Below are 12,884 nucleotides of genomic sequence, written 5' to 3'. Positions count from 1 at the left end.
TCCCACGCAGAGCGTGGGAATGATCAGGTCGCCTGTTGTTCTGGACATCGGCCAGGCCGACACCCGCCTGGTCGCCCGCCTCGCCGGCGACACCCACCTGCTCCTGGAAATCGGCGCCCCGGAACTCGACCTGGTGCTGCGCTTTCGCGCCCACGCCCTGATGCAAGCCCTCGAAGCACAAGCCCTGCACGGCGTCATCGACCTGACACCCGGCATCCGCTCCCTGCAAATCCACTACCAGCCCGAACAACTTACCCTCGCCGACCTCCTGGCGCTGATCACCGCCGAATGGCACGCCGTCTGCGCCAGCCAAAACCTGCAAGTGCCGTCGCGCATCGTCCACCTGCCACTGTCCTGGGACGACCCGGCCTGCCAACTGGCGATCGAAAAATACATGACCACCGTGCGCAAGGATGCCCCGTGGTGCCCGAGCAACCTGGAGTTCATCCGCCGCATCAACGACCTGGCCAACCTCGACGAAGTGCGCCACACCGTGTTCGATGCCAGCTACCTGGTGATGGGCCTGGGCGACGTCTACCTCGGCGCGCCCGTGGCCACGCCGCTGGACCCGCGTCACCGCCTGGTCACCACCAAGTACAACCCGGCACGCACCTGGACCGCCGAAAACTCCGTGGGCATCGGTGGCGCCTACCTGTGCGTCTACGGCATGGAAGGCCCCGGCGGTTATCAGTTCGTCGGGCGTACCTTGCAGATGTGGAACCGCTACCGGGAAGTGGCCGCGTTCGATGGCAAACCCTGGTTGCTGCGCTTCTTCGACCAGATCCGCTTTTACCCGGTGAGCGCCGATGAGCTGGTGCAGATTCGCAGGGATTTCCCCCTTGGGCGGTTTGAACTGAACATCGAACACAGCCAGTTGAACCTGACGGATTACCAGGCCTTTCTCGCGCAGGAAGCCGAAAGCATCGGCGCGTTTCGCGGGCAACAGCAGCGCGCGTTCAACGCCGAACGCGAACGCTGGATCGCCAGCGGCCAGGCGCATTTCGACAGCGAGGAACTCGCCGCACCACAGGGCGCAGACACGCCCTTGCAGGCCAACGAATACAGCATCGACAGCCACATCGCCGGCAATCTCTGGCAAGTGCAGGTGAGCGCTGGCGAACGCGTGGCGGCGGGGGATGTGCTGGTGATCCTGGAGTCGATGAAAATGGAAATCCCGGTAGTCGCACCGTTCGCCGGTACCGTGCGGGAAATTCCGGTGCAGCCCGGCAGCGGCATTGGCGCAGGCCAACGGGTGGTGGTGCTGGAGCGTGATTTGCAATAACGCGGCGGGGCTGTATCGTGCAAGGCACACCGGGTTTCACCGGGACCTTGTCCGATACAGCCTGAACCGACCGATGACCACGCCAACCCTCTGCCCCGCCTGCGGCGCCCGCAACGATTGCGCCCTGGCCGACCCGCGCACTGCCGACCAGGCGTGCTGGTGCTATTCCGTCAGCATCGACCCCGCAGTGCTCGAAGCCTTGCCGGCGGAACTGCGTAATAAAGCCTGCCTGTGCCCGCGTTGTGCCCAGGTGGACGAACAACTGCGTGGGAACGAGCGGTCGTAATGCGCGTAGATCGTTTCCTCAGCAACCTGCCCCGTTTCAACCGTAAACAGGTTCGCCTGTTGCTGGTGGAGCGGCGGATCAGCGTCGACGGCCAGGCCATCAGCGATCCGCACCACCCGGTAAGCGAGTTCAGCCGTGTGTTGCTGGATGGCGAAGTGCTGCAAGCCGGCAAACCCGCGCGTTACTTCATGCTGCACAAACCCCAGGGCTGCGTCAGCGCCACGTCCGACCCGCAACACCCCACGGTGCTCGACCTGCTGGATGAACCGGACAAGCACGAGCTGCACATCGCCGGTCGTCTGGATTTCAACACCACCGGCCTGATGCTGATCACCAACGACGGCCAGTGGTCGCGCCGCCTGACCCAGCCGCAAACCAAACTGCCCAAGGTCTACTACGTCGAGACCGAGCAGGACATCGGCCCGCAATACGCGGCCACTTTCGCCGCCGGCCTGTACTTCGCCTTTGAAGACCTCACCACCCAACCGGCGGAACTGGAACTATTGGGCCCCAGAACGGCGCGCCTGAGCATCATTGAAGGGCGTTATCACCAGGTGAAGCGCATGTTCGGGCACTTCGACAACAAAGTGATACGCCTGCACCGCGAACGCATGGGACCGCTGGAGTTGGACGCAGCCCTTGCGCCAGGCCATTACCGGGCGCTTACAGAGGCTGAAATCCAACAGGTCTGATGACCGTTCAGCCGATGATGGCAAAAACCCACGCCATCGACTGGCGAACTGGCATCCCTGATGCTTGAATCAACCCAGCCAGCCGCAATCTGACTGGCGAGTCACCCCTACCTACAAGAAACACTTTGCCCGTCCGCACGCTTGACCTGCGGGCCTCTCACGGCAAATTGCCCGCCATAACAACACCCGTCGGCCAGCCAGTACCGGATCGACATGGGCCCTCACTTCCAGGCGTATGCCTACCTGTCACAAAGCTCGTGCAGAGTGATCTGCGCGCATTACCCGCTTGCCAGGAGTCTTACGACATGAGGCCAGAAATCGCTGTGCTGGATATACAGGGTCAGTATCGGGTTTACACGGAGTTCTATCGCGCGGACGCAGCAGCCAAGACCATCATCCTGGTCAACGGCTCAATGGCCACCACTGCGTCTTTCGCCCAGACCGTGAAAAGCCTGCACCCGACGTTCAACGTGGTTTTGTATGACCAGCCCTACGCTGGCCGCTCCAAAATCCACAACCGCCACGAGCATATGCTGACGAAAGAAGTCGAGGGCCAGATCCTTCTGGAACTCATCGACCACTTCGCCGCCGAACACGTGCTGTCCTTTTCCTGGGGCGGCGCCGCGACCCTCGTCGCCCTCGCCCACCGCCCGCGCCGTGTGGAAAAGGCCGTGATCAGCTCGTTCTCCCCGGTGATCAACGCCCCGATGCGCGACTACCTGGAGCGCGGTGTCGACTACCTCGGCAACCTCGACCGCGACCGCGTGGGCCACCTGGTCAACAGCACCATCGGCAAACACCTGCCGTCGCTGTTCAAACGCTTCAATCACAAACACGTGAGCAGCCTGGCCGAGCACGAGTATGGGCAGATGCACTTTCACATCAGCCACGTGCTCAACAGCGACCGGCTGTGCTACCTCAAGGCCGCTAAGCAGATTGATATACCGGTGTTGTTCTTGAACGGCGAATGGGACGAGTACACCAGTGCCCAGGATGCCAAGCTGTTTGGGCAACATATTGCGAAAAGCAGCTTCGGCACGATTCAGGCGACCGGGCACTTTCTGGATATGGAGCACAAGGCCGCGTGCCGGGATAGCCGGGAGGCGTTGATGGGCTTTTTGAGACCGGAGCAGCAGCCAAGCCGGTTGCGGTACCACGCGTCACAGCCACAGCATGCGTTTGCCGTATGAGCGGTGGGGTTGTGGGCGGGCCGGATTTCCCAGGGGGGCCGCCTGCCCACGATCGACCGTTGGCACGTAAAACACAGAATTTTCGAAGAAAAACTTCAAATCCGCGAGCACATCTGGTACAAAGTCAGCCGCTCTGAGCGGGTATAGTTTAGTGGTAGAACGAAAGCTTCCCAAGCTTTAGATGAGGGTTCGATTCCCTCTACCCGCTCCACTCAGATTTTGCTCCTGCGTCAGGCTGGTTTTGACGGGGGATGTGTAAAAAAACCGGTCCTTGGTGGCCGGTTTTTTTATGGGTGGGATTTGGAAGTTAAACGGCCGAACCGGGCTCATTCAATCGCCTGATAGACCTTCTTCCCGCCAACCCAAGTCTGCAGGACGCGTGTCCTCCAGATGTCTGCCGGGCTGACGGCAAAAATGTCCTGATCAACCAGGATAAAATCGGCCCACTTTCCGGGCTCAATGCTGCCTTGGGTAGCTTCTTGATGGGCTGCATAAGCTGCATCCAGCGTAAATGCACGGAAAGCCTCGAAGAGGGTCATGGCCTGCTCAGGGTGCCATCCAGCCAAGGGGTTGCCCTCATGATCCGAGCGAGTCACGGCAGCATGTATGCCGTAGAACGGATTGGCAGATTCGACTGGGAAGTCTGACCCTGCCGCAATTTTCGTTCCCTGGTTAAGCAGAGTGCGCCAGGCATAAGCCCCCTTGATCCGTTCGACACCCACCCTGTCCTCAGCCATATTCATGTCGCTGGTAGCATGTGTAGGCTGCATCGATGCAATCAGCCCTAGATCGATAAAGCGCGGTATCTGCGCCACATCAACCACCTGCGCATGCTCGATCCTGTTACGCAAGGCGCGCCCACCGACTGTGGCGTAGGTCTGTTCAAAGCTATCCATGACCTGCTTGATGGCAGCATCACCGATGCCATGCACATTAGCTTGAAAGCCAGCTTTCAGTACCGACTCAATCTTGTGCTTCATCTCCTGCCGGCTTTCAAAAAGCAACCCCTTGTTGGTTGGGTCGTCGGTGTATGGCTCAAACAGCGCCGCACCACGGCTTCCCAAAGCGCCATCGGCATAAAGCTTGACGCTACGAATGGTAAGACGATCATCGCCGTAGCCGATCAAAGGGCCGTCCTGGGACAACACCGCGAAATCATCCCCCGCACCGTTGATCATCGAGTAGACACGTAACGGAAGCCGGCCGCGATCGGCAAAACCGCGCATCGTCTTGATCATCTGCCTATCAGCACCTGCATCGTGCACAGATGTCAGGCCTTGTGCATTGAGATGCTCCAATGCAGCCTGCAACGCGACCTCTCGCTCCTGCTCGTCAGGCAGCGGAATAATATCCGCGACCAGCCCCATAGCGGCGTCGATAAATACACCTGTCGGGTTACCTTCTGCATCCCGTTCGATACGTCCGCCTTTCGGATCAGGCGTGTCCTTAGTAATACCCGCCAGTCGCATCGCCTTGGTATTAGCCCATCCGGCATGGGCATCCATCCGAATTAGCCACACTGGTCGATTGACAACGACCTTATCAATTTCGGCAGCCGTCGGAAACCGCCCCAACTTCCAGGTAACGTGGTTCCAGCCTGAGCCGGTCAGCCAACGGGCGCCGGGGCGCGCTGCAGCGAATACCCGAAGCCTCTCCTGCGTATCAACCAGTGTTGGAGAGCCCCGTAAAGCAATGCTTCGAAGGGACTCTCCAAGCCATTTGATATGGCCGTGCGCATCGGTCAACCCAGGCAAGAGGGACGCACCCTTACCATCGATGCGCGTCGCCAATGCATGCTTGCCAGCAAGATCGGCCGCCATACCGACGCAAATCACTTTGCCCGACGCATCAAAGGCCAACGCATCAAAACGCATCAGACCGCCTCCACTCACGGTATAACCACGCACATCTTCCATAATCGTTGGCTCCGCCCGGACAGGCCCCGCCAGCGACAGGAACATAGCCACCGGGATCAACGCCTTGGGCTGAGTTTTGATACACATCAGCAGCTGTTCAAACGCGGCAAGCATCGGGCCGAGCGTGAGACTTTTAAATGCTGATGGTTGCAGACTCGGTTTTTCTCCTGAAAATCGTGGAGTCATGATTTCCTCCAGTAAGAGGTCACGTCATGCGGTCAGAAAGAAGGTTATAAAAAAGGGCGCTAACACCGTCAGAATCAAACCACTCATGAGAGCGGTAGGCAGCGTGTCGCAGTGGCAGGTTTGGCGCACGATCGGTAACGTCGAGTCCAGAGCGGTTGCCCCAGCGGCGGCAATACCGACCTTTGGGTGGAAGCCACCGACCAGGTACAGTAAAGCGATCGCGATCAGTTCGCGCCCCAGGTCTGCGAGCAATGCCGTAGCGCCATGAACTTCTCCGGACAGCCCTCCGACCAGGACGCTGGATAGCGTGAACCATCCAAATCCCGTCGAGAGTGCCAGGAGCAAACGGATATCTTCGCCAGTGATGAAATGAACCGCATAGGCTCCCAATATTGAGCCAATGACCACGGCAATCGGAACGCATAGAACGCCCCATGAGATCCAGTCACGACCTAACTTGATGCTCGACAAGTCGAGTCCCACCAAGAAGATCAGTACCATTAACATCACGTTGCTGGGCGGAAGCCACAAGCTTGCAACGGTTGATTCTGCATATGTGAACAACACGCCCAAGGCCACCATCAGCAGCGCAATAAAGCACTCTTTCAGAGGAGCAGCAGCGCCATGCATATCGAAACTGGCAACCCTGCCTGGTTCTCGTCCAGCCCCTCTCAAAGCCGCCAAGCCCAGCAGCAGCATGCAAGGCACCACTGTTGTTGCGACCGCGACAAGCGAAGATGTCTTGAGCACATAGCCAACCGCATCCAGCGAAGAAACCACTTCGCCGAACTCAGTGCCTATCAGAAAAAGTAGCCCCCAAACCAAAGGGCTGATCAGACTGACCAATCGGGCAACAACTTTATCCGGGAGCAAGAGTTTGCTCGATAGATAGCCTATTCCCAACGCAATCAAGATGGGTAATATCGAGCTCAACGCCTGCACCGTCATATCCTCTGAATGGTTGGCGAGAAATCAACCAAAACAATACAACGCTCACAGACTCCGGGAGAGGCGTCGTCAAGTTTCTTGATCGGGCTTATGTAATGCGAAACCTTCGGATCATGAACGACAAAACTATCGAGAGGCTGTGAAAGGGTAAACTCCGCCAAAATCTGACTTGCCCGCGCGTCCTCGAACAGCATGTTTCGGATTTCCGGATGCCCAATAAAATTGATGCCACCCGTCATGTTCGAAGAACGGTAGATCAAGTGCGCAAACGTGAAGGGCTCTCCATCCTGGTGAAAAAAGTTCGGTGAGCTTATACCTGGCTGATCCGAACTCGCGGACGTGAGTTTTACAAAATGCACCCCAAAATAGATAGGAAGGGGCTGGCCAGGATGCTGCCAGAACGTCAGGGAAAAATCTTCATCGATCAGGTCGAGTAGTACGCGATTGTTTTTTACCGCATCACTCAACGCGTGAAAGTAGCGAATATTTGCGTGATCCGGATTGTTACCGCCTTGGTCGTAACCTGCGCGTCCGTGGCCTGCCCCATCTTTGACGATTGGCAACCAGTGGCCTTCATGCGTGTCTTGCCAGGGAAGAATGACTCCGTTGCCATACCGTCGAAACCTGTTTACTCCAGGCGGGGCGTACTCATCCGGTTCCAACTGTTCAAACTCTCGACGTAATTCTGCGAGCTCTTCGACGCAATGAGTCTGGCTCACACGAGGCATGTAATGCAGATATCCATCTTCTGCTAAGGCACTTCGAGGCATGGTCATTCCTCCTTGGTTTGATGCCATCAAACATAGGCAATCACCGTGGAGAACTTCAATGGAGGCGCGAACAACGAGACGTGTCTTACAACGACGTCGGACGCTAATGGGGAGAGGGGGAACGAATCTTTTTACTCGGCATTACTGACGCAGTACTGCGCAGACCGGGTGAAACTGTACGCGGGTTGCTGGGCCGGGGAGTCTCTGAACCGGCGCACACTGCTACTGGTAACCCACATCCAGGGAGGTGTACGCAACAATAGCTGCCCCGCCGTCCTGCTCAGCGGTCTGGTTGTAATTCCCGGCCTTGAAATACAGATTGATGCCCTGCCAACCCGATGGCGGAATATCGAACTCCCGGCTGGCCTGCCTGCCATTCGCCGCAGCCGAAACCAGCAGCACCATGCCGCCCTCGGAGCCCTTGACCTCAATCTTGTAATTGAGCTTGTCATTAACCTTCAGCCCCGTCAGCAAGACTGTCCGTTGCTCCTTCTGCCCGTAGCGTGTCTTGGTCCCGGCGACGATCGAGCCATCTTCCCAGCGAAGCTTCAGCAGCTCCGAACCTCCCGCCTTGTCGCCATGTATCTGGGCAAAAATGATCGATTTTGTGCTTGGATTTTGCACCACATAAAGCTCGCCGGACTGGGTATTATCAAACACCCCACCTGCGGTGAACTCTCTTTTTGCCCGCAGCTCAACACGGGGGTAGTGACTGTTGGGCGTCGCGTCAAGACCCGAGGGTGTGTTGAATACCAGCGCTCCTTCAGGCACGCCTTGATGGCATCCCGATGTGCGATAACAGTTTGTGTAGAAATAGGCGTTCTGAAGATTTTCGCCGATCGCGATTTCTTCTGCCTGACCTTGCGCATTGAAATCCTGAAGCACGTAGGCACGGCTCAGGTTGGACAGGTTGTCGCCTGGGGGTTTTGTGGCATCCAGGGCAAAGGCATTTCCACCGTTAAAAATCGCTCCGATGGCCACTACCGACACCGCGATAACTCTAGCGCCAAACACTTTAAATGCGTGCATCACCGTCACCAATTATTCGTCAAAGCCCCAACTCCAACGCCAGCAGATCCGATAGCTGTTGCGGGTGTCGAATCAATGTAATGCGCCTTACTGCCGAAAGAGAAAAAAATATTGGAGGGCTGCCCTTCCCTTGGTATGTGCGGCCTGGAAGGGAAAGCCTTTTACAGAATCAAGAAACCCGATCCACTCGGTCCTGCACGGCTTCTACCAGTAAAAGCCCCAGTTCAATCATTTGCTGAATCGCCAAGGCCAGACTGCGATGCTTATCTGGCAGGTTATCGGCAAATTCGTTGGTCATTGCGCCAGCGCCGGCAATGGTTTCGTAAGCGTTGGCGAGCAATGCATCGGTGCCGATTTCGGGACGTACGCTGAAGATTCTTACGGGTGAGTTATACGAGTCAGTACACATCTGTTGATCCTCAAGAAGGACCACCACCCAGTACTACGGAGATAGGGTGGCAGCTGTACGCAGGTTAGTAGACCGGGAAGTTTCAGAACCGGCGCGCCCGAAGACGCCCTGCGCACAGCTACCATTAGGCACAGGCAATAAGATGCCTGACCGATAGAACAGCCGTACGCCAAAACTTCACCGGGCTACTAAACCCGACCGCTGATGGGCAGCGGCTGACGAACCTTAAAGAGGTTGCCCAAGGCGTACAACCGGGACGATTCTGATGGTTGTGTAGGCAATGGAGCAAGGTTCAAATATTCAGGCCAATCCGCGCTTCAGCCTTCAGTTCCCTCCAACTGCGCAAGATCCGCAAGCAACCCCGGCCCCACCGGTTCCCATCCCAACGTCTTGCGCGTGATCGCACTGGATGCAGGCATATCGTGAGCGGTAAACCTTGCCAACCAACCAAAAAACCCCTGAGCCTCTTGCGCCGAAATGGATTTAACCGGCAACCCTAGCCGCGTCCCCAACACCTCGGCAATCTCCCGTTGCGACACACCCTGCTCTGCCACCGCGTGATACCTCGCGCCCGGTTCGGCTCTTTCAATCGCCAGCCTGTAGAGCCGGGCCACGTCCAGAATATGTGCCGCCGGCCAACGGTTTTTCCCGTCGGCGATGTAAGCGCAAACGCCCTTCTCGCGATACAACTCGATCACCGGGCTAACCAGCCCCTGCCTGACGGTGTCGTGTACTTGAGGCAAACGCATCACCGACACATTCACCCCCGTCGCGGCTACAGCGTTAGCCGCTTCTTCCGACGCTGCACGAGGAATTTGCGCTGAGGTAACCACCGCACCATCCTCCGTCGCCAACTGCCCCGGCACGGTGCTCGCAATTCCGACACCGGAGGTAATGATCAGCGGTCGATCCGACCCGGCAAGTGCCTCTCCCAGCGCCTGGATAACCCGGCGGTCGTCCTCGCAGTTCGCGACGAATTTCGAGAAGTCGTGATTGAACGCCAGGTGAATCACGCCATCCGCCTGGGCAACACCAGACTTGAGGATTCCCAGGTCCTCAAGCGACCCACGATGTACCTGAGCCCCGGCGGCCTCCAGCGCTGCCACCTTGTCATCCGAGCGGCACAACCCCAGCACCTGATGGCCCGCCGCGATCAGTTCCTTGACGACAGCCGACCCGATAAATCCGCTGGCACCCGTTATAAATATGCGCATGAACCGTATCTCCGTGTGTATTCAGAGACTAATCTGTGCGCTTGCCCTATACGGGTAAAGTAGTGAAGTTATCAGGGTATAGAGGCTAACAGGCTATGAGCGCAAACCAGTTGGGCAGCTATCTGAAAGACCGACGTACCCGGCTTGATCCGGCGGCATTCGGCTTCTCATCGGCACGACGGCGTACGCCAGGTTTGCGCCGCGAAGAGGTGGCCCAACGCGCGAACATCAGCCCCACCTGGTACACCTGGCTCGAACAGGGCCGTGGCGGCGCGCCGTCGGTGGAAGTGCTGGAGCGGATTGCCCATGCGCTGATGTTGACCGATATCGAACGCGAGCATCTGTTCCTGCTGGCCTTCGGACGCCCACCCGAAGTGCGCTACCAGCAAAACGAAACGGTGACGCCACGCCTGCAACGGGTACTGGATGCCTTGAACCCCAGCGCCGCGATCCTGCGTACGGCGACCTGGGACGTGGTGGCCTGGAACCAGGCGGCGACGGTGATGTTGATGGACTACGGATCCCAGGCGCCGGAACAGCGAAATATCCTGCGGTTCATGTTCCTTGATCCCAATTCCCGCGCGGCCCAATACGACTGGGAAAGCGTGGCGCGGTTTGTGTTGGGGGCTTTCAGGATTGATACGGCGCGCTCAGGCGCGGCGGAGCAGGTGCAGCCGCTGGTGGATGAACTGTGTCGACGCAGTCCTGAGTTTAAGGCGATGTGGAGCGAAAACGATGTTCAGGGCGCCCATGGTGATCGCATCAAGCGGATACGCCATTCGGTGTTGGGGCCGATCGAATTTGAGTATTCGGTGTTTGCGGTCGATGGGCGCAAGGATCTGAATATGGTGGTGTACAACCCGGCGACGCCGGAGGATGCGCAGCGGATCGCATCCTTGATGGATTAGGCGCCAGCAACTGCAAGAGACTTCGACACTGCAATCGCTCGCAACAAGAGACCATTTGAATCCTTAGCCTTACTCACATCATTCTCCTGCGCCTAACCGCGCCGCGCGCACGTGCTCATGCCTATTGCCAGCCAGTATCCATATGGATACAGTGAGAACCCGTGAACTATCATGTCCAGCAAACGCAGACCTTCATTACCTGGCATTCAGCAATACGTGATTTACGCGCAAAAATCGCCATCGCCCGGCGCATCGATTGCGCATCTGCTGGCAATCTGGGCGATATAAAGACGGTAGGCAATGGTGTCTCGGAAATGCGCGTAGATATCGGTCTAGGTTATCGAGTGTATTTCACGCAGCGAGGAAGAACCGTCATCGTCTTGCTGGCCGGTGGCGACAAATCCTCACAAGACGCCGACATCCGGCGAGCAAAAAAACTGGCAAAGGAAGTTTGATCATGAGCCAAACACTGACGACATTTGATATGGCGGCACTGCTCGACAGTGATGAAGCCATCAGCGAATACCTTTCTCAAGTTCTGGCCGACGGCGATAACGAGGAGTTCCTCAGGGCCGTCGGGTACGTGGCCAAAGCTCGCGGGATGGCGCGGGTCGCGACCGATACCGGCATGGGCCGTGAGAGTCTGTACAAGGCATTTGCCCCTGGAGCAAAGCCCCGCTTCGAAACGGTACTCAAGGTGCTTCACGCACTGGGTATCGATCTGCAAGCACAGCCGGGGCATGTCGCCAATCATTCGATTATTTGAGTGAGCAGCCCCGCTGCACCACCCACGCCAACGGCAACGTCAGCAACAACATCCCCGCCAGCACCATCACCGCCACCGGCACGCCCATCAAGTCCCCCAGCCCGCCAAACAGAACCGGCGCCAACGCGCCCCCGCCGATGGTGCCGGTGTAGAACACGGCAAACGCCTGCTCTCGTTTACCTGCGCCAGCGAGATCCGGCACCGCGCCGTACAGCACCGAAGAGGTGCCATTCAACGCCAGCCCCAACACCGGCAATATCACCATCAACCCGCTCAACGGCAGGTACACCGCCGCGACGATCAACAGCGCCGTGACGGTTTCCGTCAGCCACACGGTTTTCATCATGCCGATGCGTGCGCCGAGGTAGCCGCAGAGCAATTTGCCGAAGGCGCCGCCGATAAACAGCATGGTCAGCGCGAGACCGATGCCCGCAGTGCCGGCGCCTTTAGCTTGCAGAAGAAAGGGCAGAAACGTGAGAAAGCCCATCCGCACGGCACTGTCGAGTGTGCCCGTGACGATCAGCGCACGCAGGCCGCTGACGGAGCCGCTTCCTACCAGTGTCCTGGCGGTTTTCCCGGAAGCAGACGCCGCTGCCTGCGTTGGGATCAGCCACCACAGCAACCCCGCCGCGGCCAATCCCAGCACTCCAAGAAGCGTGACGCTCGCGCGCCAGCTGATGACGGTCAGCAACAGGCCGACCAGCCCGGGAACCAGGGTTTTGCCAATGTCCCCGGAGAAGTTGTATTGAGACAGCGCTTCCTTGACCCCACCACCGCTCTCGTAGGTGTCGGTGATCATCGAAGAAGCCAGCGGATGCTGGGTACTCGCCCCCAGCCCGCCCAACAGCAGCGCCAGCAACAACATGCCCAACCCGGTCGCCTGCCCCACCAACAGATAGGCAACACCGGCAAGCGCCGTGCCGCCCACCAGCATCGGCGTGCGTCCCCAGCGTTTGGCGGCGCGACTGGCCATCAGCTGAAACACCGCCATCATCCCGGAATAGGCACCGCGCAGCAGGCCGACCTGGGCGTAGGTCATGCCGAACTGCGCTTGCCAGATCGGTAGCAGCACGTAGATCACATCGGTCAGGCCATCGTGAATCGCGTGGGCGCTGCAGCCGGCGATCAACGAGCGGCGACGGGCGGAAGTCTCGGGTACCGGCAGGGCAACGGCATCGTTCATGAGGTCTTGCTCAGTTCAGGTTGGAGGGGCTTCCAGCCCGCCAGGGCGATCAGCAACGACAGTAGCTGGAAACCGATGATCAGCGCCACACACCCCACCCAACCC

General features: G+C 58.4%; 14 protein-coding genes and 1 tRNA gene. 8 read left to right on the top strand and 7 right to left on the bottom strand.

Annotated elements, in window-relative coordinates:
- From HX873_RS19980 to HX873_RS19960, 5 genes are all read left to right on the top strand, one after another.
- Nucleotides 1-1,282, top strand: a 1,282-nt coding sequence (locus HX873_RS19980; RefSeq protein ID WP_177123090.1) for a carboxyltransferase domain-containing protein, incomplete at its 5' end; no start/stop codon positions are given.
- A gap of 73 nt (nt 1,283-1,355) precedes the next feature.
- Nucleotides 1,356-1,568, top strand: a complete 213-nt coding sequence (locus HX873_RS19975) for a cysteine-rich CWC family protein (protein ID WP_003212042.1) — start codon at nt 1,356-1,358, stop codon at nt 1,566-1,568.
- Complete coding sequence (locus tag HX873_RS19970) at nt 1,568-2,260, top strand: pseudouridine synthase (RefSeq protein WP_177019702.1); 693 nt, start codon at nt 1,568-1,570, stop codon at nt 2,258-2,260. The genes HX873_RS19975 and HX873_RS19970 overlap by 1 nt, the downstream gene beginning before the upstream one ends.
- 305 nt (nt 2,261-2,565) lie before the next feature.
- Nucleotides 2,566-3,450 (top strand): alpha/beta fold hydrolase, encoded by an 885-nt coding sequence (locus HX873_RS19965; protein WP_003212046.1) that lies wholly within the window; start codon nt 2,566-2,568, stop codon nt 3,448-3,450.
- 137 nt (nt 3,451-3,587) lie between these two features.
- Nucleotides 3,588-3,661, top strand: a tRNA-Gly gene (locus HX873_RS19960).
- Nucleotides 3,662-3,776: 115 nt separating this feature from the next.
- Here HX873_RS19960 and HX873_RS19955 read toward each other — a convergent pair.
- The 6 genes from HX873_RS19955 to HX873_RS19930 all read right to left on the bottom strand — a co-directional run bounded on the left by HX873_RS19955 (nt 3,777) and on the right by HX873_RS19930 (nt 9,922).
- On the bottom strand, nt 3,777-5,552 hold the full coding sequence (locus tag HX873_RS19955; RefSeq protein WP_256349646.1) for an amidohydrolase: 1,776 nt from the start codon (nt 5,550-5,552) through the stop codon (nt 3,777-3,779).
- A 24-nt stretch (nt 5,553-5,576) separates the two neighbouring features.
- Complete coding sequence (locus tag HX873_RS19950) at nt 5,577-6,500, bottom strand: lysine exporter LysO family protein (RefSeq protein WP_043225584.1); 924 nt, start codon at nt 6,498-6,500, stop codon at nt 5,577-5,579.
- On the bottom strand, nt 6,497-7,270 hold the full coding sequence (locus HX873_RS19945; protein WP_177123089.1) for a 2OG-Fe dioxygenase family protein: 774 nt from the start codon (nt 7,268-7,270) through the stop codon (nt 6,497-6,499). Before HX873_RS19945 ends, HX873_RS19950 begins: the two co-directional genes overlap by 4 nt.
- Nucleotides 7,271-7,492: 222 nt before the next feature.
- On the bottom strand, nt 7,493-8,299 hold the full coding sequence (locus HX873_RS19940) for a polysaccharide lyase family 7 protein (protein WP_087692616.1): 807 nt from the start codon (nt 8,297-8,299) through the stop codon (nt 7,493-7,495).
- A gap of 169 nt (nt 8,300-8,468) precedes the next feature.
- On the bottom strand, nt 8,469-8,708 hold the full coding sequence (locus HX873_RS19935) for a DUF6124 family protein (protein ID WP_003212057.1): 240 nt from the start codon (nt 8,706-8,708) through the stop codon (nt 8,469-8,471).
- A gap of 317 nt (nt 8,709-9,025) precedes the next feature.
- The gene (locus tag HX873_RS19930) at nt 9,026-9,922 is read right to left on the bottom strand and encodes an SDR family oxidoreductase (protein WP_177123088.1); all 897 of its coding nucleotides are present in this window, start codon (nt 9,920-9,922) and stop codon (nt 9,026-9,028) included.
- 95 nt (nt 9,923-10,017) lie between these two features.
- On the opposite strand from HX873_RS19930, the gene HX873_RS19925 reads away from it, so the two are divergent.
- From HX873_RS19925 to HX873_RS19915, 3 genes are all read left to right on the top strand, one after another.
- Complete coding sequence (locus tag HX873_RS19925; protein WP_008437810.1) at nt 10,018-10,830, top strand: helix-turn-helix transcriptional regulator; 813 nt, start codon at nt 10,018-10,020, stop codon at nt 10,828-10,830.
- A gap of 161 nt (nt 10,831-10,991) precedes the next feature.
- Entirely contained in the window at nt 10,992-11,285 is a 294-nt protein-coding gene (locus HX873_RS19920; RefSeq protein WP_003212063.1) for a type II toxin-antitoxin system RelE/ParE family toxin, read from the top strand.
- A gap of 2 nt (nt 11,286-11,287) precedes the next feature.
- Complete coding sequence (locus tag HX873_RS19915; protein WP_003212064.1) at nt 11,288-11,596, top strand: addiction module antidote protein; 309 nt, start codon at nt 11,288-11,290, stop codon at nt 11,594-11,596.
- Here the strand turns inward: HX873_RS19915 and HX873_RS19910 are convergent.
- On the bottom strand, nt 11,589-12,779 hold the full coding sequence (locus HX873_RS19910) for an MFS transporter (RefSeq protein ID WP_177123087.1): 1,191 nt from the start codon (nt 12,777-12,779) through the stop codon (nt 11,589-11,591). The two genes, HX873_RS19915 and HX873_RS19910, sit on opposite strands and share 8 nt — an antisense overlap.
- Nucleotides 12,780-12,884: the final 105 nt, after the last annotated feature.

The organism is Pseudomonas sp. P7758, assembly GCF_013386485.1.
Lineage (GTDB): Bacteria > Pseudomonadota > Gammaproteobacteria > Pseudomonadales > Pseudomonadaceae > Aquipseudomonas.
This window is presented reverse-complemented; position numbering and strand designations above follow the sequence as displayed.

Excerpts from the sequence above, each read along its gene's own strand:
- HX873_RS19975 (WP_003212042.1), top strand. The coding sequence starts at position 1,356 with ATGACCACGCCAACCCTCTGCCCCGCCTGCGGCGCCCGCAACGATTGC.
- HX873_RS19970 (WP_177019702.1), top strand. The coding sequence starts at position 1,568 with ATGCGCGTAGATCGTTTCCTCAGCAACCTGCCCCGTTTCAACCGTAAA.
- HX873_RS19965 (WP_003212046.1), top strand. The coding sequence starts at position 2,566 with ATGAGGCCAGAAATCGCTGTGCTGGATATACAGGGTCAGTATCGGGTT.
- HX873_RS19955 (WP_256349646.1), bottom strand. The coding sequence starts at position 5,552 with ATGACTCCACGATTTTCAGGAGAAAAACCGAGTCTGCAACCATCAGCA.
- HX873_RS19950 (WP_043225584.1), bottom strand. The coding sequence starts at position 6,500 with ATGACGGTGCAGGCGTTGAGCTCGATATTACCCATCTTGATTGCGTTG.
- HX873_RS19945 (WP_177123089.1), bottom strand. The coding sequence starts at position 7,270 with ATGCCTCGAAGTGCCTTAGCAGAAGATGGATATCTGCATTACATGCCT.
- HX873_RS19940 (WP_087692616.1), bottom strand. The coding sequence starts at position 8,299 with ATGCACGCATTTAAAGTGTTTGGCGCTAGAGTTATCGCGGTGTCGGTA.
- HX873_RS19935 (WP_003212057.1), bottom strand. The coding sequence starts at position 8,708 with ATGTGTACTGACTCGTATAACTCACCCGTAAGAATCTTCAGCGTACGT.
- HX873_RS19930 (WP_177123088.1), bottom strand. The coding sequence starts at position 9,922 with ATGCGCATATTTATAACGGGTGCCAGCGGATTTATCGGGTCGGCTGTC.
- HX873_RS19925 (WP_008437810.1), top strand. The coding sequence starts at position 10,018 with ATGAGCGCAAACCAGTTGGGCAGCTATCTGAAAGACCGACGTACCCGG.
- HX873_RS19915 (WP_003212064.1), top strand. The coding sequence starts at position 11,288 with ATGAGCCAAACACTGACGACATTTGATATGGCGGCACTGCTCGACAGT.
- HX873_RS19910 (WP_177123087.1), bottom strand. The coding sequence starts at position 12,779 with ATGAACGATGCCGTTGCCCTGCCGGTACCCGAGACTTCCGCCCGTCGC.